The 21,029-nt window shown below is 68.5% G+C and carries 17 protein-coding genes and 1 pseudogene; 3 read left to right on the top strand and 15 right to left on the bottom strand.

Annotated elements, in window-relative coordinates:
• The 8 genes and pseudogenes from ALA01S_RS16060 to ALA01S_RS16095 form a co-directional block, all read right to left on the bottom strand.
• Nucleotides 1-195 (bottom strand): annotated as a pseudogene (locus ALA01S_RS16060) (NAD(P)(+) transhydrogenase (Re/Si-specific) subunit alpha); the annotation flags it as partial.
• 99 nt (nucleotides 196-294) lie between these two features.
• Nucleotides 295-777, bottom strand: coding sequence for a cytochrome c-550 PedF (gene pedF, locus ALA01S_RS16065; RefSeq protein WP_066338054.1), 483 nt, complete (start codon nucleotides 775-777; stop codon nucleotides 295-297).
• Between the two features lie 283 nt (nucleotides 778-1,060).
• Entirely contained in the window at nucleotides 1,061-2,074 is a 1,014-nt protein-coding gene (locus ALA01S_RS16070; RefSeq protein ID WP_066338057.1) for a transketolase family protein, read from the bottom strand.
• Between the two features lie 23 nt (nucleotides 2,075-2,097).
• A complete protein-coding gene (locus ALA01S_RS16075; protein ID WP_066338059.1) occupies nucleotides 2,098-2,925 on the bottom strand; it encodes a transketolase in 828 nt (275 codons plus the stop codon).
• Nucleotides 2,926-2,996: 71 nt separating this feature from the next.
• Nucleotides 2,997-4,256, bottom strand: a complete 1,260-nt coding sequence (locus ALA01S_RS16080) for a TRAP transporter large permease (protein WP_066338061.1) — start codon at nucleotides 4,254-4,256, stop codon at nucleotides 2,997-2,999.
• Between the two features lie 2 nt (nucleotides 4,257-4,258).
• The gene (locus ALA01S_RS16085; protein WP_066338065.1) at nucleotides 4,259-4,783 is read right to left on the bottom strand and encodes a TRAP transporter small permease; all 525 of its coding nucleotides are present in this window, start codon (nucleotides 4,781-4,783) and stop codon (nucleotides 4,259-4,261) included.
• A gap of 135 nt (nucleotides 4,784-4,918) precedes the next feature.
• Entirely contained in the window at nucleotides 4,919-5,902 is a 984-nt protein-coding gene (locus ALA01S_RS16090) for a TRAP transporter substrate-binding protein (protein ID WP_066338067.1), read from the bottom strand.
• Nucleotides 5,903-5,998: 96 nt separating this feature from the next.
• Nucleotides 5,999-6,748: an SDR family NAD(P)-dependent oxidoreductase gene (locus ALA01S_RS16095; RefSeq protein ID WP_066338068.1), complete on the bottom strand. Its 750-nt coding sequence runs from the start codon at nucleotides 6,746-6,748 to the stop codon at nucleotides 5,999-6,001.
• Nucleotides 6,749-6,875: 127 nt separating this feature from the next.
• On the opposite strand from ALA01S_RS16095, the gene ALA01S_RS16100 reads away from it, so the two are divergent.
• Nucleotides 6,876-7,775, top strand: coding sequence for a LysR substrate-binding domain-containing protein (locus ALA01S_RS16100; protein WP_066338070.1), 900 nt, complete (start codon nucleotides 6,876-6,878; stop codon nucleotides 7,773-7,775).
• A gap of 30 nt (nucleotides 7,776-7,805) precedes the next feature.
• Here ALA01S_RS16100 and ALA01S_RS16105 read toward each other — a convergent pair whose 3' ends face one another.
• From ALA01S_RS16105 to ALA01S_RS16115, 3 genes are read right to left on the bottom strand one after another with little or no spacing between them, the layout of a single operon-like run.
• Entirely contained in the window at nucleotides 7,806-11,732 is a 3,927-nt protein-coding gene (locus ALA01S_RS16105) for a PAS domain S-box protein (RefSeq protein WP_066338071.1), read from the bottom strand.
• Entirely contained in the window at nucleotides 11,729-12,937 is a 1,209-nt protein-coding gene (locus tag ALA01S_RS16110; RefSeq protein WP_066338073.1) for a PAS domain-containing protein, read from the bottom strand. Before ALA01S_RS16110 ends, ALA01S_RS16105 begins: the two co-directional genes overlap by 4 nt.
• A 58-nt stretch (nucleotides 12,938-12,995) precedes the next feature.
• A complete protein-coding gene (locus ALA01S_RS16115; RefSeq protein ID WP_066338074.1) occupies nucleotides 12,996-14,126 on the bottom strand; it encodes a pyridoxal-phosphate-dependent aminotransferase family protein in 1,131 nt (376 codons plus the stop codon).
• Between the two features lie 240 nt (nucleotides 14,127-14,366).
• On the opposite strand from ALA01S_RS16115, the gene ALA01S_RS16120 reads away from it, so the two are divergent.
• Complete coding sequence (locus ALA01S_RS16120; RefSeq protein ID WP_066338076.1) at nucleotides 14,367-14,681, top strand: helix-turn-helix domain-containing protein; 315 nt, start codon at nucleotides 14,367-14,369, stop codon at nucleotides 14,679-14,681.
• 3 nt (nucleotides 14,682-14,684) lie between these two features.
• Nucleotides 14,685-15,989 carry a HipA domain-containing protein gene (locus ALA01S_RS16125; RefSeq protein ID WP_066338078.1) on the top strand — a complete coding sequence of 435 codons (1,305 nt, stop codon included), beginning with the start codon at nucleotides 14,685-14,687 and terminating at the stop codon, nucleotides 15,987-15,989.
• A gap of 77 nt (nucleotides 15,990-16,066) precedes the next feature.
• Here ALA01S_RS16125 and ALA01S_RS16130 read toward each other — a convergent pair whose 3' ends face one another.
• From ALA01S_RS16130 to ALA01S_RS16145, 4 genes are all read right to left on the bottom strand, one after another.
• Nucleotides 16,067-16,579: a metal-dependent hydrolase gene (locus ALA01S_RS16130; RefSeq protein WP_066338080.1), complete on the bottom strand. Its 513-nt coding sequence runs from the start codon at nucleotides 16,577-16,579 to the stop codon at nucleotides 16,067-16,069.
• Between the two features lie 76 nt (nucleotides 16,580-16,655).
• Nucleotides 16,656-17,882, bottom strand: coding sequence for an HD-GYP domain-containing protein (locus ALA01S_RS16135; protein ID WP_157119044.1), 1,227 nt, complete (start codon nucleotides 17,880-17,882; stop codon nucleotides 16,656-16,658).
• Between the two features lie 279 nt (nucleotides 17,883-18,161).
• Complete coding sequence (locus tag ALA01S_RS16140; RefSeq protein ID WP_084267627.1) at nucleotides 18,162-19,559, bottom strand: sensor histidine kinase; 1,398 nt, start codon at nucleotides 19,557-19,559, stop codon at nucleotides 18,162-18,164.
• 13 nt (nucleotides 19,560-19,572) lie between these two features.
• Complete coding sequence (locus ALA01S_RS16145; RefSeq protein WP_066338088.1) at nucleotides 19,573-21,027, bottom strand: nickel-dependent hydrogenase large subunit; 1,455 nt, start codon at nucleotides 21,025-21,027, stop codon at nucleotides 19,573-19,575.
• Between the last annotated feature and the right edge of the window lie 2 nt (nucleotides 21,028-21,029).

A 21,029-nucleotide genomic window follows, 5' to 3' on the forward strand; every position in this document is an offset into this window, starting at 1 on the left:
GTTGAAGGCGGCCTTGGCGTCCACGATCTCCGCGCCCACGGCGGCATAAGCCGCGTCAGGCACGGACGCGGCGATGCCGGCGCCGGACTGGACGAAGAGTTGATGGCCTTGGGCCTTGAGTTTTTTCGCGGTTTCGGGTGTCACCGCAACGCGCGTTTCACCAGCCGCCGTTTCCAGCGGCACTCCAATCAGCATGACCATCTCCTATGAAACAAGCCACCATTCGGCACACGCGCTGGTGCCGAAAGGTTGCCTGTCGTCACGGGCCGCGCGGGCAGCCCGCGGGGCGATGGATTACAGCGGCTTCTCGCGGCGGGTTTCCAGGTAGGCCTTGATGGACCACAGGGCTTCCTGGTTCAGCGTGCCTTCGAAGGGAGGCATGTACACGGCACCGTTGCGGGTGCGGCCGTGGCGCACGGTGTTGATGAAGTAGTCATCCACTTCCTTGGCGCAGGCCGTCTTCTTGGCATCGATTTTCTGTGTGGCGCACTCGTTGTCGAGCTTGCGCAGGTCCGGGGCGATGCCGCCGGAGATGGCCTCCAGGCCGTGGCAGCGGGCGCAGTTCTGGTTGTAGGCCGAGGTGCCGATCTTCACCGCCTGATCGTTGCCCTTGAAAGGATTGGCATCACGCCAGCCTTCACCCAGCGAGGGCAGCGAGCTGGTGTCCACGGCCTGCGGCGTGACGTCGCCATGGGCCAGGGCCGCGCCGGCCAACAGGACGCCGGCCAGCAGGGCCGCCAGGCGCGAGGGGGTGCGGGCGATGGAACGCTTGGACATGGTTGTCTCCTCGGTGGGTGTCAAAACTGGGTCAATCGACAAGATTGACCGCAAGGCCTGTGCCACCAAGGCGCCCTGCCGGGGGCGCCAGTCCCGAAATACGGGTTCTTACGGTAATACGACCGCTCCAGCGCGATCAGGAATGCCGCGTGGATCGCTTCATTGTTCGCGAATGGGACAACGTTGCGCCGGCTGGTACAGGCGCGCGGGCTGCTGCCTGGGCCTCAAGACGTCACCCGCTGCGCCGGCAACCAGCGGCGAACCGCCGGTTGCCTTGATGCCGTCACAGCCAGGACTTGATGCGGCGGCCCATCGCCTCGGCCGAGATGCCGTAGCGCTCGTGCAGCGTGGGCAGCGCGCCGGCGTCCAGGAACTCGTCCGGCAGCGCCACCTGGCGGAACGGGGCGTGCACGCCGGAGCGCATCAGCAAGCCGGCCACGGCCTCGCCCAAGCCGCCGACCACCGAGTGGTTCTCGGCCACGACCACCAGGCGGCCGGAGCGCCTAGCCTCGGCCAGGATGGTTGGCTCGTCCAGCGGCTTGATGGTGGGCACGTGCAGCACGGCCACGTCCACGCTGTCGGCCTGCAGCGCCTTGGCCACTTCCAGCGAGCGCATGGTCATGAAGCCGCTGGAGATCACCAGCACGTCGCGGCCGCCGCGCAGCAGCTTGGCCTTGCCCAGCTCGAAGGTGTAGTCGTACTCGTCCAGCACCAGCGGCACGTTGCCGCGCAGCAGCCGCATGTAGACGGGGCCCTCGTGGGCGGCGATCTGGGGCACGGCCTGCTCGATGTCCAGCGCGTCGCAGGGGTCCACGATGGTCAGCCCGGGGATGCCGCGCATCAGCGCCAGGTCTTCCGTCGCCTGGTGGCTGGGCCCGTAGCCCGTGGTCAGGCCGGGCAGCGCGCAGCACATCTTGACGTTGAGGTTCTCCTCGGCGATGACCTGGTGCACGAAGTCGTAGGCGCGGCGCGTGCCGAACACGGCATACGTGGTGGCAAAGGGCACGAAGCCCTCCTTGGCCATGCCGCCGGCCGCGGCCATCAGCAACTGCTCGGCCATGCCCATCTGGAAGAAGCGCTCGGGGTACGCTTGAGCGAACAGGTGCAGGTCGGTGTACTTGGCCAGGTCGGCGGTGAGGCCCACGATGTTCTGGCGCTCCCGGGCCAGCTCGACCAGGGCCTTGCCGAAGGGCGCGGCCTGCACGCGCTGGCCTTCGCCGGCGATGGAGGCAATCATCGCCGAGGTGGTCAGGCGGGGCTTCTTGACTTCAGGCGTCGTGGGCGTGTTGGTGCTCATGGTGTGCGTCCTTTTCGTGCGGCTCAGGATTGCGACTGGTCCAGGATGGCAAGCGCCTGCTGCCACTCCGGCGGATCGACGCGGATGAAATGGTTCTTGTCGCGCGTCTCCAGGAAGGGCACGCCCTTGCCCATGAGGGTGTCGAAGAGGATGACGCGCGGCTTGTCTTCCTTGAGATGGCGCGCGGCGTCGAAGGCGGCCAGCACCGCGGGCAAATCGTTGCCCTTGACGCGCTGCACGTGCCAGCCGAAGGCCGCCCACTTGTCGGCCAGGGGTTCGAAGCCCATCACCTTGCCGGAGGGGCCGTCGGCCTGCTGGTTGTTGATGTCCACCAGGCAGATGAGGTTGGAGAGGCCGTGGTGCGCTGCGCCCATGGCGGCTTCCCAGGTGGAGCCCTCGTCGAGCTCGCCGTCGGACATGGAGTTGTAGACGAAGGCCGGGTTGCCCTTGAGGCGCAGGCCCAGCGCCATGCCCACGGCGATCGGCAGGCCCTGGCCCAGCGAGCCGCCGGACATCTCCATGCCGGGCGTATAGGTGGCCATGCCGGACATGGGCAGGCGGCTGTCGTCGCTGCCGTAGGTCTCCAGCTCCTCCTCGGGGATGATCTTGGCCTCTATCAGCGCGGCGTAGAAGGCGATGGCGTAGTGGCCGTGCGAGAGCAGGAAGCGGTCACGCCCTTCCCACTTCGGGTCGTCGGCGCGCAAGCTCAGCGCGTGGCCGTAGGCCACGGCCAGCACGTCGGCCCAGCCGAGGGCCTGGCCGATGTAGCCCTGCCCTTGCACTTCGCCCATGCGCACCGCGTAGCGGCGGATGCGGTAGGCGCATGCCTGAAGCTTGGAAATGTCGGTCATGGAAGTTCTCCGGGGTGAGCTTGGCCATGCCCGCTGCATTGCACAGCGGGTGCGGGCACGGCCGGGGGTGGTCAGCGCAGGGTGAGCGCGGGGATGTAGGCGAAGCCCAGCAGCAGGCCGATGGCCACGACGTAGAAGGGCAGCAGCTCCATCACCACGTCCCCGATGCGCACCTTGGCGATGGAGCTGGTGATGAACAGCGTGGTGCCTATGGGCGGGTGGTACAGGCCGATGGAGAGGTTGACGATCATCATGATCCCCAACTGGATGGTGTCCATGCCCACGGCCTGCGCCAGCGGCACGAACATGGGCGTGAGCAGCAGCACGGCCGCGGGCAGGTCGATGAACATGCCGGTGGCCAGCATGATCAGGTTCATCGCCAGGATGATCAGCCACGGGCTTTGCAGCGTTTCCTTGGCGAACTGCGTGAAGGCGGCGGGGAGCTGCTCATAGGTGACGATCCAGCCGACCACGCTGGAGGCCATGATGATCAGCAGCACGACGCCGGTGGAGATGCCCGCCTCGATCGCGGCATGCTTGAGCTTGGCCACGGTGAGGTCGCGGTAGACCAGGCCGGAGACCAGCAGCGCGTAGAGCGTGGACATCACGCTGACCTCGGTGGGCGTGGCGATGCCGAAGCGCAGGAAGATGATGATCAAAACGGGCATCGCCAGCGCCGGGCCGGCGTGGGCGAGCTGCTTGAGGAAGGCGCCCCAGTGGAACGGCGTGGTGTCGCGCGGGAAGTTGCGGCGGCGCCCCTGGATGTAGCAGACCGCCATGAAGCCGCCGCACATCAGCAGGCCCGGCAGGATGCCGGCCACGAACAGCGCGCCGATGGATGCGCCCGAAACCAGCGCATAGACGATCATGGGGATGGACGGCGGGATGAGGATGTCTATCGTCGCCGCGGCGGCCAGCGTGCCGGCGGCAAAGGGCGCCGGGTAGCCGAGCTTCTTCAGCCAGGGGATGAGCATGGAGCCGATGGCCGAGGCGTCGGCCACGGCCGAGCCGGAGACGCCGCCGAAGATGGTGCTGGAGAGCACGCCGACCTGGGCCGGGCCGCCGTGCACGCGGCCAATCATCATGGACAGCAGGTTGACCAGGCTCTGGCCCAGCCGGCCGCTGACCATGAGCGCGCCCGTCATCATGAAGAACGGGATGGCGATGAGCGGGAAGCTTTGCGTCTGGGCAATCATCTGCTCGATGGCCAGGTGCACGGGCACGCGGTCGAGGATGAAGAGGCCGCCCACGGCGGAGAGCACCAGCGCATGCGCGATGGGAATGGACGCGAGCGCCGCGACCATGAAGAAGACGATGATCAGTGCGGTCATGTTCAGGCTCCGTGGGCGAGGGCTTCAGCGTCGGCCTGCGCGTCGTGGGCGGGAGTGTGCTCGGCCCAGATCTCAGGCAGCTTGGTCAGCGCGGTGACGGCCAGCAATGTGAAACCCAGCATCAGGCAGGTGACGCTGACGGAGCCGGGCACCTGCAGGATGGGCGTCTTCTCGTCGGCCGCGATCTCGGCCAGCGGCCAGGCCATGGCGGCCAGCGTGCCGTAGAGGCCGGCCACCATCAGCGAGCCCAGCGTGAGCACCCAGCGGCGCACGGTGGGCGAGAGCTTTTGCGTCACCAGCACCACGGCGATGTGCGAGCCGTGCTGCGCGGCCAGCACCACGCCGGCCATGATCATCCAGGGGAACATCAGCTCCGGCAGCTCCGAGGCCCAGGCGATGCTGGTGCCCGCGGCATAGCGCAGCGCCACGTTGGCGCTCAGGATCACGAACACCACGCTGAGCGTGACGTACAGGACGCCGCGGCAGGCCAGGCCTATGCAGCGGTCCAGAAAGTGGAGGAAAGGCATGGAGGGTCTCCATGGGCCCGCGCAGGCAGCACGGGCGAAGTGGGCGGTTGCAGCCGCAACGCGCAGGGCCAGGCCTCACCGGGTCTGTACGGCGAAACGGTCAGGCGTCGGGCTGCCCTTGGGCGGGCGTGAGGCTTACTGCGCCTGCGCCTGCTGAATCACGCGCTTGAAGAAGTCGCCCGACGGGCTGGCGGCCCACTTGTCGTAGACCGGACGCGTGGCGTCCACGAAGGCCTTGCGGTCCACCGTGTCCACCTGCACGCCCTTGCCCTTGAGCTCGGCCACCAGCTTCTCGTCGGCGTCCTTGGAGAGCTTGCGCTGCAGCCTGGTCGCTTCAGCCGCGGCTTCCTTGAACACCTGCTGGTCGGCGGGGCTGAGCTTGTCCCACGAGCGCTTGCCCATCAGGAAGGGGTTGGACTCGTACTTGTGCCCGGTGAGCGAGAGGTACTTCTGCACCTCGTACAGCTTGGCCGAGGCGATGTTGGCCAGCGGGTTCTCCTGCCCGTCCACCACGCCCTGCTGCAGCGCCACGTACAGCTCGGCGAACTTGATCTGCTGTGCGTCGCCACCCAGCGCCTGGACGATGTCCACCGTCATCGCGTCCGGCGGCGTGCGCAGCTTCAGGCCCTTGACGTCGGCGGGCACCTTGATGGGCCGCTTGTTGTTGGTGATGTGGCGGATGCCGTTGTCCCAGTAGCCCAGCACCACCATGCCCTTGGCGGCCGTGCGCTTGGCCAGCTCCTCGCCCACCGGGCCGTCCAGCAGCGCCCAGGCCTTTTGCATGTCGGAGAACAGGAAGGGCAGGCCCAGCGCGGCGTATTCCGGGATCACCGTGGACAGCGCGCCCTGGCTGTTGGCCGACAGGTCCAGGGTGCCCGACCGCAGCGCGGTCACCATGGCCGCGTCGTCGCCCAATTGGGCCGAGTGCGCCACCTGGATCTCGATGCGGCCATGGGTCCTGGCCTTGACGATCTCGGCGAATTTCACCGCCGCCTCGTGGCGCGGGTTGCCCGGCGCGGCGCCGTGGCCCAGGGTGAGCTTGACGTTCTGGGCCAAGGCGGGCAGCGCCAGCGTGGCGGCCAGCGCAAAGCCGGCGGCAGAGAAGAGTCTGCGCTTCATGGTTTGTCTCCTGGTTGCCGTCTGTGCGGCGATTCAATGGGGCTGGAATGTAGGGCGGCGTAAGCACGCCGCTGCCGCGGGACGCGGCGGTTCGTCTCAGTGGATGAGCATGCCGCCGTTGACGTCCAGCGTGACGCCCGTGCAGTACGCCGAAAGCTCGCTGCCGAGGAAGACGCAAGCGCCGGCGATGTCGCTGGGGTGGCCCAGCCGGCCCATGGGAATGGTCTCGGCGATCTCGGCCTTGCGCTCCTCGGTGAGCTTGCCCTTGAGGATGTCGGTGCCTATCAGGCCCGGCGTGATGCAGTTCACCCGTATGCCCTCGATGGCGAACTCGCGCGCCATGGCGCGCGCCAGGCCCAGCACGCCGGCCTTGGCCGCCGAGTAGTGCGGGCCGCCCAGGATGCCGCCGCCGCGCTGCGCGCTGACGGAGGAGATGCAGATGATGGAGCCGCTCTTTTGCGCCTGCATCGCCGGCAGCACTGCCTGCGACACCAGCAGCGTGCCGCGCAGGCTCACGTCCAGCACGGCGTCGTAGTCCGAAGGGCTGATGTCCACGGTCTTGCGCGGCTGCGTGATGCCGGCGTTGTTCACCAGGATGTCGATGCGGCCGTAACGCTCCAGCACCTGGGCCACCGCGGCATCCACCGCGGCCTTGTCGGTGACGCTGGCTTGCACGCCCATGTGGTGGTCGCCCAATTGCGCCGCCGCGGCGGCCGGGTCGGCTGCCGCCAGGTCCATGACGACCACGCGCGCGCCGTGCTCGGCCATGCAGCGCGCGGTGGCGAAACCCAGCCCGTTGAGGCCGGCGCCGCCGGTGATGAGGGCAACCTTGTCTGCAAGCAGCATGTCTGTCTCCGGGGTGTGTCGTTTGCGATGGAGTGGATTGTGGAAAGCACCCTGGTTGAAGACAAACGATATGATTTCAATGAAGGTTGATGTCTCTTCATCTTTGGGTTTGTCCGGATATGCGCCCATGAGAACGTCTTTTCCGCCGCTGTCCAGCCTCATTGCCTTCGAGGCCGTGGCCCGCCGGCGCAACTTCACCGTGGCGGCCAACGAGCTGCACCTCACGCCCTCGGCCATCAGCCACCAGATCGCCAAGCTGGAGGAGTTCCTGGGCGTGCGCCTGTTCGAGCGCACGGCGCGCAACGTGGAGCTCACCGACGCGGGCGAGGACTACCTGCGGCGCATCTCCGGGGCGCTGGCGGCCATCGGCGCGGCCACCGACAACGTGCGCAAGGGCGTGCGCAACACGCTGCACGTGCATTCCACGCCCAGCTTCGCCAGCCTGTGGCTGATGCCGCGGCTCACCGACTTCGCCAAGGCCTACCCGGGCATCTCGCTGTCCATGTCTTCGTCGGTGGTGCACTCGGACTTCACCGTGGGCCAGGCGGACATCGACATCCGCTACGGCGTGCCCAACTGGCCGCACCTCACGGTGCTGCCCATCTTCGACGAGAAGATCATGCCGCTGGCCTCGCCGGACTTCATAGCGCGCCATCGCATACGCACGGCCGAGGAGCTGATGCAGGTGCCGCTGATCCAGTCCACGGTGAGCGTGGTGCAGTGGCCGGACTGGTTCGGCAGCCGCGGCCTAGCCTATGCGCCCGCCGGCTACGCCTACCGGTTCGACCGCGCCTTCATGGCCATGGACGCGGCGGTGCAGGGTTTGGGCGTGGCGCTGGAGAGCACGTCCATTGGCGAAGTGCACCTGCGCGCGGGCCGGCTGCGCCCGGTGTTCGAGGACGAGGGCTGCTTCCTGCCCGTGCAGGCGCATTTCCTGGTCTATCCCGCGCGCCACGCACAGCGCAGCGAAGTGGTGAGCTTCGTCGACTGGGTGCGCCGCGTGGCGGGCAGCCCGGCGGCGGCCTGAGGGCCGCGCCGGGGCCGTGCCGGTGCGGGCTCAGGCCCGCGCGTCGCGGATGAGCTGCACCAGCGGCGGTAGCGTGCGGGCGAGGTCGGCGGCGTGGCGCTGCACGGCGTCGTCGCTGGCTGGCGCGCCTTCGCGCAGGCGGCTTTCCAGGGCGCGCGCGGCGGCGGCCAGCTCGGTGGCGCCCAGGGTCAGCGCCACGCTCTTGAGCGAATGCGCCAGCAGCGTGGCCTCGCGCAGCTCGCCGCGTGCCAAGTGCCCGCTGAGCTTGGCGGCGTCTTGCCTGTGGTGCTCGGCGAAGAGGCGCAGCAGCGACTCGTAGCGGTCTTCCATGCCCGGCAGGTTGGACAGGCCCGCGGCCACGTCCACGCCCGGGTGCAGCGCCAGCCGCGCCAGCAGGTCGCCCTGTGCCTGCGGCGCCGCCGCGGGCGGCGTCTGCAGCGCCGCCGTGGAGGGCGGCAGCACCGTGGGCGGCGCGAGCTCGCGGGCGCCGGGCAGCCACTTCAGCAGCGTGGCGTACAGGCCTTCCGGGTCCACGGGCTTGGCCACGAAGTCGTTCATGCCCGCGGCCAGGCAGGCGGCGCGGTCGTCGTCGAAGGCGTTGGCCGTCATGGCCAGCACGGGCAGCGCGGCCAGCTCGGGGCGCCGGCGCAGCGCGCGCGTGGCCTCCAGGCCGTCCATCTCCGGCATCTGCACGTCCATGAGCACCAGGTCGTAGTGCCGGTGCTGCAACTGCTCCAGTGCGGTAAGGCCGTTCTCGGCCACGTCCACTTCCAGCCCCGCGCCGCGCAGCAGCTCCAGCGCCACCTCGCGGTTGACGGCGTTGTCCTCGGCCAGCAGCAGCCGCGCGCCGGCGTGGTGCAGCCGCAATTCGGCCTCGGCCTGCGCCATGGCCGGGGCCCCCGCGCGCAGCGGCTCGCCGCGGCTGAGCCAGGCCGTGAACCAGAAGACGCTGCCCTGCCCCGGCGTGCTGCGTGCGCCGGCCTCGCCGCCCATGAGCGCCGCCAGCCGCCGCGTGATGGCCAGTCCCAGCCCCGTGCCGCCGTGCCGGCGCGTGGTGGAGATGTCGGCCTGCTCGAACGCCTCGAACAGGCGCGGCAACTGCTCGGCCGGGATGCCCACGCCCGTGTCCTGCACCTCGAAGCGCAGCAGCCGCCGCTGCCCGTCCTCGCGCAGCAGTTGCGCGCGCAGCGTCACCTGCCCCTGTGCCGTGAACTTCACCGCGTTGCCCGCGTAGTTGAGCAGCGCCTGGCGCACGCGCGTGTCGTCGCCGCGCAGCCAGGGCGGCACGTGGTCGGCGTCTATGAGGATGCTCAGGCCCTTGGCCGCGGCGGCGTCGCCCACGATGGAGCGCACGTGGTCCAGCAGGGCGTGCGGCGAGAAGTCGCGCTCGTCCAGTTGCAGCTTGCCGGCCTCTATCTTCGAGAGGTCCAGGATGTCGTTGATGATGGACAGCAGGTGCCGCGCCGCGCCTTCTATCTTGCCCAGCCGCGCCGCCTGCTGCGGCGTGGGCGCTTCGCGGCCGAGCAGGTGCGTCAGGCCCAGGATGGCGTTCATGGGCGTGCGGATCTCGTGGCTCATGTTGGCCAGGAAGGCACTCTTGGCGCGGCTGGCCGTCTCGGCCGCGGCCAGCGCCTGGTCGAGCTGCGCCGTGCGCTGTCGGACCAGCTCCTCCAGGTGGTGGCGGTGTGCGTCCAGCTCCTGGGCCATGCGGGTCTTCTCGGTCACGTCCTCCTGCACCGAGACGTAGTGGGTGATGTTTCCGTCCTCGCCGCGCAGCGGCGTGACCACCGCGGACTCGATGTACTCGCTGCCGTCGCGCCGGCGGTTGACGAAGCTGCCCTTCCACGGCTGGCCCGCGCGCAGCGCCCGCCACAGCGCGGCAAAGCTCTCCACCGCCGTGCGCCCGGACTGCAGCAGCCGCGGATTGCGCCCAAGCACCTCGTTGCGCGCGTAGCCGCTTTGGCGGGTGAAGGCCTCGTTGACGTACTCGATGCGGCCTTCGGTGTCCGTGATGATGATGGCCTCGCTGCCCTGCTCCACCGCCTGCGCGAGCTTGCGCAACTGGGCCTGGCTTTCGCGCAGGGCCTGGTTGGCCTGCTCGGCGCGGCCGCGGGCGGCCACGGCGTCTTCCATCAGGTTGAGCGCGGCCAGGCGGGCGTTGCGCTGGTCCTCCAGCGCCTGCGCCTGCTGCTCGCGCAGCGCCTGCTCGGCCAGCACGCGCTGCGTGATGTCCTCGGTGAAGATCACCAGGCCGCCCACGCCGCCGTCGCCCTGGTACCAGGGCCGGACCGACCAGCGCACCCACTGCCGGCTGCCGTCCAGGCGCTCGAACAGGTCGGCGTCCGAGGACTGCACCTCGCCGGCCAGCGCGCGCTGGTGCACGTTCTTCCACTGCTGCGGCAGCTCGGGAAACACGTCGTAGTGCCAGCGCCCCACCAGGGGCAGCTGGCGCTGCAGCCTGTACATGTCCACCCAGGTGCGGCTCACGGCCATGTAGCGCATGCCGCGGTCGAACATGGCCATGGCCACCGGCGCATGCTCGATGAAGAGCTGCAGCCGCTGCTCGCTGGCGCGCAGCGCCAGCTCGGCCTGCTTGCGCGCCTGGATGTCCTCCACCACGGCGATGAAGCAGTCGGGGCTGCCGTCGGCCTGCCAGGTCAGCGACACGGTCAGGTTGATCCACACCGGGGCGCCGTCCTTGCGGATGTAGCGCTTTTCCATGGCGTAGGTGGTGATCTCGCGCGCGAGCATGCGGCGCACCTCGCTCAGGTCGGCGTCCAGGTCGTCGGGGTGGGTGATGTCCTGGAAGGTCAGCGCCAACATCTCCTGGTCGCTGTAGCCGACGATATCGCAGAGCTTGTGGTTCACGCGCATCCAGCGCCCGTCAGGCGCCACCAGCGCGATGCCCACCGCCGCCTGCTCGAAAGTGGCCTGGAAGCGCTGCTCGCTGGCCGAGAGGTCGAGCTCCGCCTGGCGCCGGCCCTGCGTGGCCTCTTCCAGCAGGTTGCGCACGGCGGCGATCTCGGCGATGTCGTCTGCGGCGCGGGCGCGCTGCGGCCGGGGCAGCGCCAGCGCCGCCACCGCGCGCGCCAGGCGCCGCCCGGCCAGCAGCCCGCCCAACGCGCCCATCAGCGTGGCCGCGACGATGGCGGCCACCACGCTGCCGGCGGCCCGCGCCCAACGCGCGCGATAGACGCTGCGCGGAATCTCCACCACCACCTGCCAGGGCGCCAGCGTGGGGGCCGAGCCGAAGCGCGCGGCCTCGCGCAGGTCCACGCCCGCGGGCGAGCGGCGGGCGATGGGCGTGCCCAAGCTGTCCAGCAGCGCGATGGACCAGTCCCCGGGCAACTGCACCCGGTCGAGCTGGCGCTGCAGCTCGGCCGTTTCCGTCATGGCCAGCAGCACCATGGGTGTGCCGTCGGCGCGCGGTGCGGGCACGGCGATGCCCACCAGCGGCTTGCGCAGCACGGGGCCGGTCACCACGTCGCCCACCGCGGGCGTGCCGCTGTCCAGCGCCGCCGGGGCCGCCGCCCTGCCCTTGGGCTGTGGCAGCGGCGGCAGCACCGTGCCCAGCGGCGTGCTGGTGTTGAACACCATGCGCAGCGTGCCGTCGGCCAGGATCACATGGGCGCCAAAGCTCTCGCGGAAGCCTTGCGCCGACTGGTACAGCCCTTGCCACTGCGGGGCCTCGCGCAACTGCGGCGAGCGCGCCAGCATCTGCAGCGCGGCGATGCGCGCGGCCAGCACATGGTCCACGGCGGCGGCGAAGTTGCGCGCCTGGTGGCGCGCCTCGTCCTCGCTGCGCAGCTCGACGCTGTGCACGCGGTCCCAGGCCAGCCAGGCCGACACCAGCGTCAGCGGCAGCAGGCACCACCACACCAGCCGCGCCAGGAACACGGGCAGCGTCAGCCGGCGCCCACGCGCGGCGGCGTGCGCCATCGTGGCGGCCGTGGTCATTGGGCCCCCGCCGCGGGCTGCGGCGGACCGCCGTCCTGGTCGAACGCCAGCGGATAGGGCGGCTGGCGGCCCAGCGCGCGCGACAGCGCGTTGACCTGGCGCTTGAGCTCGACCATCTCCAGCTCACGGCCGACCATGACGCGGTTGAAGCGCTCCAGCTCCTCGTTGCGCGCGGTCAGCGCCTGCTCGGCACGGCGCCGCTCGGTGACGTCCAGCGCGATGCGGCACACGTAGCGTGCCGTGCCCACCTCATCCACCACGGGAAACATGTGGCTCATGAACAGCCGCGGCTGCCCGTCCACGGGCACCGTCTCTTCCAGCATGTGGCGCTGCCGCGTGCCCAGGACGAGCGCGTCGTTGGCGCGCAGCGCGGCGGCCACGTCCGGCGGGTAGAGGTCGGCATCGGTGCGGCCGACGATGTCGCCCTCGCCCAAGCCGAGCTGGCGCTGCAGGTTGGGGTTGGCCAGCACGTAGCGGCCCTCGCGGTCCTTGAGCGAGAGGCACGAGGGGGAGTGCGTGACGATGGCGCGCAGCTTGTGCTCGCGGTCGTGCAGCGTCTCCTCCGCGCGCTTGCGCTCGGTGATGTCGCGCGAGATGCCGAAGACGCCCGCCACCGAGCCGTCGGCCCCGCGCAGCGGGCCGCGCGTGGTGAGAAAGACGCGCCGGCCCTGCACCGTGTCGATCTCCAGCTCGCTCGCGCGCGTGCGCGCGTCGGCCAGGATGGCGCGGTCCATCGACTGCAGCGCCTGCGCCTGCTCGGCGCTGAAGATCTCGTGCTCGTCATGGCCTATCGTCTGGCCGGCCTCCTTGCCCAGCCAGCGCAGCGCGGCGGGGTTGCAGAAGATGAAGCGGCCTTCGCGGTCCTTGGCCGTGATGGCGTCGGAGGAGTTCTCGGCGATGACTTCCAGTAAGTGCCGGTTGGCCAGCTCGCGCTCGCGCTGCGCGAGCTGCGCCGCCGTCCAGCGCCGCAGCATCGCCAGCAGCAGCGCGGCCGTGACGGCCACGAACAGCCAGCCCTTGGCCGTGCCCACGGCCGCGCGCACGCCGCCGTCGGCAATGAGCCACTCCACGGCGCGGTCGGACAGCAAAATCCACAGCACCGAGACGCCGACGTAGGCCAGCACGAGGCGGTCGCCCCGGCGCCGGGCCTGGCGGTACTCGGCTTGCGCCTGCGGAAACTGCGAGAAGGCGGAAGGCTTCAGCAAGATGTATTTCGCGGGCGCGAGCGGGCCGCCGGGGCGGCGGCCCAGGAGCGAAGGAGGCTCAGGCGAGCGCGGCGTCGAAGGCGTGCTCCAGCCGGCTCACGGCGCCGTCCACGTCCTGCAGCTTGTCCAGGCCGAACAGGCCCACGCGGAAGGTCTTGAATTCCGGTCCCTCGCCGCACTGCAGCGGCACGCCCGCGGCGATCTGCACGCCCTGCAGCAGCAGCTTGCGCCCGCTGCTCAGCTCGGCGTCGGTGGTGTAGCTCACCACCACGCCCGGTGCCTGGAAGCCGTCGGCCGCCACGCTGGGAAAGCCGCGGCGCTCCAGCATGGCGCGCACGCCCGCGCCCAGCGCCCACTGCGCCTCGCGCAGCTTGCTGAAGCCCAGGCGCTGGGTTTCGCGCATGGCGTCAAGGGTGCGCTGCAGCGCGTCGGTGGGCAGCGTGGCGTGGTAGGCATGGCCGCCGCTCTCATAGGTCTGCATGATCTGCAGCCACTTCTTGAGGTCGCAGGCGAAGCTGGTGGAGGTGGTGGCGCCTATGCGCTCGGCCGCGCGCTCGCCCAACATGACGAAGGCGGCGCAGGGCGAGCCGCTCCAGCCCTTTTGCGGCGCGCTGATGAGCACGTCCACCGCGCACTCGCGCATGTCCACCCACACGGCGCCGGAGGCGATGCAGTCCAGGACGAACAGGCCGCCCACGCGGCGCACCGCCTCGCCCACGGCGCGCAGGTAGCCGTGCGGCAGCACCAGGCCCGCGGCCGTCTCCACGTGCGGGGCGAACACCACGGCGGGCTTGTCGCGCTCGATGGCGGCGACGACTTCCTCAAGGGGCGCCGGCGCGTAGGGCGACTGGGCACCGTCGCCCTGGCGGCGCGCCTGCAGCACCGTGGTGGCGGCGGGAATGCCGCCCATGTCCAGAAGCTGGCTCCAGCGGAAGCTGAACCAGCCGTTGCGGATGACGAGCACCTGCTGGCCGGTGGCAAATTGGCGCGCCACGGCTTCCATGCCGTAGCTGCCGCTGCCGGGGACGATGGCCACGGCCGCAGCGCCGTAGGCCTCGCGCAGGATGGCGGAGATGTCGCGCATCACGCCCTGGAAGCGGGCGGACATGTGGTTCAGGGCGCGGTCGGTATAGACGACCGAATATTCCAGCAGGCCGTCAGGGTCCACGTCGGGCAACAGGGCGGGCATGGCGGTCTCCTTCTTGTGGCTACAGGGGGTACGCGGCAGCTTAACTGATGCTTACTGGCCTGCCGGCGGCCGGGTGGACGGCATGGCGGCGTGCTTGCGGCAGCGCAAGGCTGGCGTTTGCCCAAGGCGAGCAACGGCTGCCCCATGGCGGCCCAGGGTTTCAGAGTTCCTGCGCTCACAGGAATTTTTGCTCGCAGCAAGCCCAATGGTGCCAAAATTCCTGTGCCCATAGGAATTTCCATGAAAATTCAAATCGACGACATGGCCAGCTTTGGGCTGGCGCTGCGGGCGGCCCGCCGTGCATCCCAGCTCAGGCTAGACGACCTGGCGGCTTTCGCCGGCGTGAGCAAGCAGTTCGTGTCGGACGCCGAGCATGGCAAGCCGACGCTGCAAATGGGGCTGGTGTTCAAGCTGCTGGAGCAGATCGGCGCCCACCTGCAACTGGACTTGCCGGAAGCCGCCGTGCAGGAAATGCAGCGGCTGCAGGCTGCCGGCGGGGTGAAGCCGTATCAGCGGCGCGCGCCGGCTGCAGCGGCGGACGACGCTCAGGGCTGAGCCGTGGAACGCGCGCTGGAAGTGCTATTGGACGGACAGCGGCCTGTCGGGGTGCTGCACGAGAACGGCGGCGTCTGGCGTTTCGACTACGACCCGGCCTGGACGCAGGCGCCGGACGGTTTCGACTTGGCGCTCGGCCTGCCCCGTTCCGCGTTGAGCCATCTGGACGGCGGCACGCAGCGCCCGGTGCAGTGGTACTTCGACAACCTGCTGCCCGAGGAAGGCGCACGGCTGCTGGTGAGCCGGGAAGCGGGCGTCGATCAGGCCGACGCGTTCGCGCTGCTGGAGTACTTGGGCGCCGAGTCTGCCGGTTCGCTGGTGCTGCAGCGGCCGGGTGTGTCGCCGGCTCCCGTTGAGGGCGCAAGGCCCCTGTCCGACGAGGAACTGTGCCGCCGCATCGGCAACCTGCCGCGCATGCCGCTGACCCAGGATTCGCCCAAGCGCATGTCGGCAGCCGGCGCGCAGCACAAGTTGCTGGTGCTGCTGCGCGACGGCCAATTGTTTGAACCCGTGGGCGGCCAGGCGTCCACGCATATTCTCAAGCCCGATAACCGGCAGGCGGAATATCCAGCCACCTCGGTCAATGAATATTTGATGATGTGTTTGGCGGGCCGTGTCGGCCTGAACGTTCCACGCGTCCATCTGCGTTATACGCCGGAGCCGGTATACATCGTTGAGCGTTTTGACCGCCGGGCAGGGAATAACGAGAAAATCCAGCGTCTGCACGCCATAGACGCCTGCCAACTGCTCAGCCGCTCCCGTGCATTCAAATACCATGAGGCCACGTTGGAAAATTTGTCGGCCCTGGCCGACAGGTGCCGGAACCGTGCCGCCACGCGCTTGTCCCTTTACCGTTGGCTGGTTTTCAACGTGCTGATTGCCAACGGTGACAACCATTTGAAGAATTTGTCTTTTCTTGTGAGCGCTGAAGGGATTGAATGGGCACCCGCTTACGATTTACTTTGCACTGGCGTTTATGAAACACGGGCCATCGCAGACGATGCGGGGCACTGGCCCGCGGTCGGCATGCCCATTCAATTGCCTGGGGCGCGGACTTTTGGAGAAGTCAACCGGCAGGTGCTGCTGGATGCGGGCGAGGTGATGAGCGTGCCTTCTGCCATAGGCCGGCGGGAATTGGATCGTTTATTGCGTGCGGTGCCTGTGGAGCTGCCTTCGTTGGTGCAGGCGTTTGAGCGCGTGGCTGACGATTTGATTCAAGGGCCGGCATTGCCATTTTTGGGGGGGCAGCGGCGGGTGGTCAATGCGATTCGGCATGTGGTGGTGGCCGACATGCTTGGTCGCATGTGAATCTGGAATTTTGGTGCTGTTGCGTATTTTTGTCGGGCTCTACAATTTTCGCTTCAATGGAAGCGCCTGCCCACAGGCTACACCCAATCGAAAAACGCAAGCGCCCGATGAAAATGCAGTGAATCGAACAATAATTTATCTGCGATCCAGATGGCCGCGAACCAGCATGCCGCGACCACGAAGGAATCCGCGTGCCCGGATTTCCACAGCTTCAAGGAGTGGCGCGACCACAAAATGGGAACGCCCAAGGGATTGGGCCAGTCTATGAGCAGGTGTATCAGGCCGCCGGCGGCGAAACCAAACAGGGGTGCGCAAAACCAGTAGGTGCCCAGGCCTGCATTGGCGGCATACAGCAGGGCCACCCACCCGGGCACCCAGTGCGTGATGGTCCGGTGTGTGCACCAGCGCTTGTTCTTGCGCCAGGGAATCTGCTCCAGCCAGTCCGGGGCCGTGCCGCCGAAGTAGCCGGCGATCACGGTGGCCAGCATCCATAAATGGTAGGGACCGACCGCTCCCTGGCGAATCACCCAGGCCGCAGCCGCGATGCCCGCCGCCCAGCCCGTCAATTCATGCGCTCGTTGAGAAGCCAAAACTGAAAATTTACAACTGCAAGCCTTGCAGTTTATCACGGGCTTTTATTCGCCCGTTCCGCCCGCCCGTCTCGCCTTATGGTTGCATCGAGCGCAGCGTCTCGTGCAGCGCCTGCACGCGGTCGCGTGGCAATTTCATCAGCATTTTGGCGGGGGAAATTGCGCTGCGCACGGCATATCCCGGCTGGGCCGTGTCGCGCGGCCGCGGGTCGGGTAGGGGCATGCCTTTCGCGTTGATCACCACGGCCACTTTGGGGTGATTGGCCTGCCTGATGCCACGCGCCAATACCAGGGCAATTTCCCGATTTTCCAGCTTCACGAAACTGCCTGGCGGATACAGACCCATGGCCTTGAGCAGCGCGGCGCCCATTCGGTCCAGCCGGCCATTAGCGCCCAAGCAAACTTCCCGCGCGGCCTGCATGGCCGTTGCCGGCGCACGGTCGGCACGGCGGCTGAGCTTGGCACCGTAAATATCCACCCGGCGCAGCAGCACGGCCACGCGCTGCCCGGGCCGGCGCTGGGCCACGGGAATTTGCTCCAGGGTTTCATCATGGTGGTGGCGCACGGCCTCGATCCACTCGGCATCCGCGACGCCGCTTTCCTCCAATATGCGGGCCCCGTCGGCGGCGTGGCGCGCTATCGATGCTTGCGTGGCGGCATCCAAGGGGCCGCTGCGTTCCTGCGCCAAGGTATTTTGCAGCCGGCGCATGGCCACATTCATGGTCAAGGCCGAGCGGTCCAGTAAATCCAGAAGGGCATCATCCCATTCCAAGTGCCGCGCCACCTCGCCTGCAATCAGCATGCAGCGCAAGGCCTGGTGGCTGCTGTATTCATCGGTGTAATACTGGCCTTCATAAATGAAGTGGAACAGCGCCTCGTCCGGTTTGAGCGTCGCTTGCCCTCGCGCTCGCGCCATCACGTAATTCAATGGCTCCAGCCAGGGCTTGTTGGCACTGGCGTCGCGCAATACTGCTTCAAGCGCGTGCGTGAGATTTTCCCATTCGTCCCCCGGCTTGGTGAAGGACTGGACGGGAACCGAAATCGGCCGGGCCCTGACGATCTTCGGCGGCGGCATGTCGCGCTGCGACAATTCGTCCGTCGCCGTGGCCAGACGACGTCGCCACTCCTCCACGGCCTGGGATTCCGCATAAAAGCCCAGGCGTGCGTGCAGCCTGGCTTGTACTACCTGATGGTCCAGAGGCTGCTTGGCAGCCACGAGCAACTGGTGGTGCTCGTCATACAAATCAAACGGCAGCTCCGGCTGTGACTGTAAATGCTCTGGCGATAATCGAATCAGGGTCACTGCTGAAATGAAAACTGCTTGTGCACAAAATACAGGCGCCACCCGCAAACGGTGTTGCGGCTGCCGGCCAGGCACAAGCGGATCAATGAAGTAAAGTGTACTGAGCAGTAATGGGCTTGCGAAGAGCCAAGCTGCAGATGTATTCTGCAATCAAACTCAAAAGAAGTGCATATTTCACGCAAAAAGCCATTGCGTGCCAATACTGGGCCTTTTGAATGAGGCCGTCAATGTAGGCAAAGTGGCGAGGCAGTTGCCGATTTCTGGTGTTTTTTTGCCTGGTCAAAGGCTGGGAGTTTTCAAAGGCAATTCCAGCTCGAACACTGCCCCGCCGTCGGGGCAACGGCCCGCGCTCAGTTTTCCGGCGTGCCTTTCCACGATGCCATAACTGATGGAAAGCCCAAGCCCCGTGCCCTTGCCCACGGGTTTCGTGGTGAAGAAGGGATCAAATACCCGGGATAAAACGTTCTCGGGAATCCCCGGCCCATTGTCCTGAAAATAAACCTTGACCTTGCCGCCGTTGATTTCGCTTCGAATTGCCAGGGCCGGCTTGTTTTCTGCCACGCCGGAGGCCGCGTCGTAGGCGTTTTGAATCAGGTTCATCACCACCTGCATCAATTGGCCCGTGCTGCCCAGCACCGTGCATTCGCCAGGGGCCGGTGAGAACGTGACGTGGAAATCCTGTGCCGTGCCTTTGCATACCCAGTGGATGGCGCGCTGGATGACGGCGTTCAAATCCACCGCCACGTGCTCCTCGCGGTCCACGGCCGAGAAGCGTTTGAGGCCCTGCACGATGTCCGCCGTGCGCTGCGCGCCTTCGAGCATGCCGGCAATCAGAGACGGCAAATCCGCCAGCAAGTGGTCGATGCGCAGCGAGCGCCGCAGCGACGCCAGCGTCGCCGCGTCCTCCTGCCCGTGCACGGCCTCCAGGTATTGGGAAAGCCGCTGCCCGTAGCGCTGCAGCGCGTTCACGTTGCCCAACACGAAGCTGATGGGGTTGTTCAGCTCGTGCGCCACGCCGGCCACCAGCCGCCCAAGCGACGCCAGCTTCTCGGAGTGGAGCAACTGCTGCTGCGTGCGCTTGAGCGCCTCGTGCGCCTCGCGCAGCTCGCGGTAGGCGCGCTTGATCTCCGCCATGGGCCGCCCCACCAGCACCGTGCCCACGCGCCGCCCGCTGCCGTCCACCCGCGGCGAGCAGTTGAAATCCACCGGCACGGCGCGGCCCTGCGCGTCCAGCAGCTCCACTTCCACCGTGTCCGCCACCCGCGGCAGCGCCCGCAGCTCCACGACGCCGCGCACGCGCGCCACCGCCGCCTCGCCCGCCAGCAGCGCATAGACGCTGGTGCCGTGCAGGTCGGCGTCGCTGCGGCCTATGAGCTCGCGCAGCGCGGCATTGGTCTCCTCGATGACGCCGCGGTGGTCGCAGGCCACCAGCACGTCGCTCATGGCCGACAGCAGGCTGAAGATGAACTGCTGCGACTGCTCCAGTTGCGCGTTCTTCTCCTCCAGCGCCACCTCGTCGCGCAGCAGTTGCGAATAGACCTCGTCCATCTTCTGGATGACGTCTATCCACGTGTCCTCCTCCACACCCTCCAGCCGCGCCTCGTCGCCCAGCAGGCGGCGGCGCTGGGGGTCGTCCAGCGGGGAGGAACGGGGGGTACGGCTGCTGCTTTCGCTCATCGCTTGGAAAAACTCAGTGCACCGTGCACACCATGCACGGGTCGAAGGATCGCACCACGTGCTGCACCGCCACGGGCGTGGCCTCGCCGGGGCGCACCGGCGTGCCCGCCAGGGCCGCTTCCAGCGCACCCGGCGTGCCCGCGGCGTCGCGCGGGGAGAAGTTCCAGGAGGTGGGCGCCACGATCTGGTAGCGCGCGATGCGCCCGCGCTCCACGCGCAGCCAGTGCCCCAGGCTGCCGCGCGCGGCCTCCACCAGGCCCACGCCCACGCCGCCCTCGGGCATCTGCACCGGCTCGTGCCAGGCCTCGCCGGGGCGCAGCGCGCGCAGCCAGTCCTCCATCAGCGGCACCACGCGCGCAAGCTCCATCAGCCGCGCCAGCACCCGCGTGTACACGCTGCCGCCGCAGCGGCGCACGGCGTCCACCACCAGGGGCTGGTTGGCGGCGAGCTGCCGCGCCACGGCGCCGCACTCCACCACCTGCCCAGCCAGGCGCGGCGCCTTGTTCCAGGTGTAGGCGCCTGCCTTGTCGGCGTCCGGCAGCGTCTGGCCGTCGCGCGGGTGCAGCGCACCGCCGCGGTCGTCCAGCCAGGCATGGGTGGCGTCCTCGGTGATGGCGTCCAGGTCCAGCGGCAGCAGCGCGCGCGCCTCGGCGTCCCACACGCCGCGCGGCACGGTGAGCAGCCCGTCCGGCTGCGGGAAGGCGCCGTAGCTGAGAAAACGCCCCGGCCCCGGCCCCAGCGTGTCCAGCCCAAGCGCCTCGGCGATGCGCAGGAACAGGCCGAAGTCGCCCCGGTCCCCGGCCTCCAGCCAGGCGCGCAGCGCGGCTTCGCCGGGCAGCGCCGCCACCTCCTCCAGCGGCGCGCCGAAGAGCGTGGTTTCCAGGAACTGCCGGAACTCCCGCACCTTGGCCAGCAGCCGCAGCCGCTCCGAGGCGTCCACCGGCCGCGTCACGCCGCCCGGGTGCAGCGCGTGCGTGTGCGGCCACTTGCCCCCCAGCGTGCCCAGCAGCGTGAACCAGCGCTGGCGCGCGGCGATGGCGCGGCGCCCGTGCTCGCCCGCGTGCGCCTCGAAGCGCCGCAGCGTTTCGGCATGCCAGGGCTGGCGCGCGTACACGGCGCGGGTGAAGTCCGGCATGAAGAACAGGTAGAAGTGCGTGAGGTGGTCGGCCAGGTTCTCGGTGGCCAGCATCAGGTTGTGCGCGATCTGCCCGTTGGGCGGCGGCACCGCGCCGCTGAGCGCCGCCAGCGCCCGCGCCGCGGCCACCGACTGCGACACCGAGCAGATGCCGCACAGCCGCGGGACGATCACCAGCGCGTCCAGCGGGTCGCGCCCCGGGAGCATCTGCTCGAAGCCGCGGTACATGGGCGCGTTCACCCACGCGGCCTTCACGGCGCCCTCGCCCAGCTCCAGTTGCACCTCCAGGTCGCCCTCGACGCGGTTGAAGGGGCCGACGATCAATCTGCTCATGC

The organism is Azohydromonas lata NBRC 102462, assembly GCF_001571085.1.
In the GTDB taxonomy this organism is placed as follows: domain Bacteria; phylum Pseudomonadota; class Gammaproteobacteria; order Burkholderiales; family Burkholderiaceae_C; genus Azohydromonas; species Azohydromonas lata.

Bases quoted from the DNA above. Each gene is read 5' to 3' on its own strand.
- pedF (WP_066338054.1), bottom strand. From the start codon at position 777: ATGTCCAAGCGTTCCATCGCCCGCACCCCCTCGCGCCTGGCGGCCCTG.
- ALA01S_RS16070 (WP_066338057.1), bottom strand. From the start codon at position 2,074: ATGAGCACCAACACGCCCACGACGCCTGAAGTCAAGAAGCCCCGCCTG.
- ALA01S_RS16075 (WP_066338059.1), bottom strand. From the start codon at position 2,925: ATGACCGACATTTCCAAGCTTCAGGCATGCGCCTACCGCATCCGCCGC.
- ALA01S_RS16080 (WP_066338061.1), bottom strand. From the start codon at position 4,256: ATGACCGCACTGATCATCGTCTTCTTCATGGTCGCGGCGCTCGCGTCC.
- ALA01S_RS16085 (WP_066338065.1), bottom strand. From the start codon at position 4,783: ATGCCTTTCCTCCACTTTCTGGACCGCTGCATAGGCCTGGCCTGCCGC.
- ALA01S_RS16090 (WP_066338067.1), bottom strand. From the start codon at position 5,902: ATGAAGCGCAGACTCTTCTCTGCCGCCGGCTTTGCGCTGGCCGCCACG.
- ALA01S_RS16095 (WP_066338068.1), bottom strand. From the start codon at position 6,748: ATGCTGCTTGCAGACAAGGTTGCCCTCATCACCGGCGGCGCCGGCCTC.
- ALA01S_RS16100 (WP_066338070.1), top strand. From the start codon at position 6,876: ATGAGAACGTCTTTTCCGCCGCTGTCCAGCCTCATTGCCTTCGAGGCC.
- ALA01S_RS16105 (WP_066338071.1), bottom strand. From the start codon at position 11,732: ATGACCACGGCCGCCACGATGGCGCACGCCGCCGCGCGTGGGCGCCGG.
- ALA01S_RS16115 (WP_066338074.1), bottom strand. From the start codon at position 14,126: ATGCCCGCCCTGTTGCCCGACGTGGACCCTGACGGCCTGCTGGAATAT.
- ALA01S_RS16120 (WP_066338076.1), top strand. From the start codon at position 14,367: ATGAAAATTCAAATCGACGACATGGCCAGCTTTGGGCTGGCGCTGCGG.
- ALA01S_RS16140 (WP_084267627.1), bottom strand. From the start codon at position 19,559: ATGAGCGAAAGCAGCAGCCGTACCCCCCGTTCCTCCCCGCTGGACGAC.
- ALA01S_RS16145 (WP_066338088.1), bottom strand. From the start codon at position 21,027: ATGAGCAGATTGATCGTCGGCCCCTTCAACCGCGTCGAGGGCGACCTG.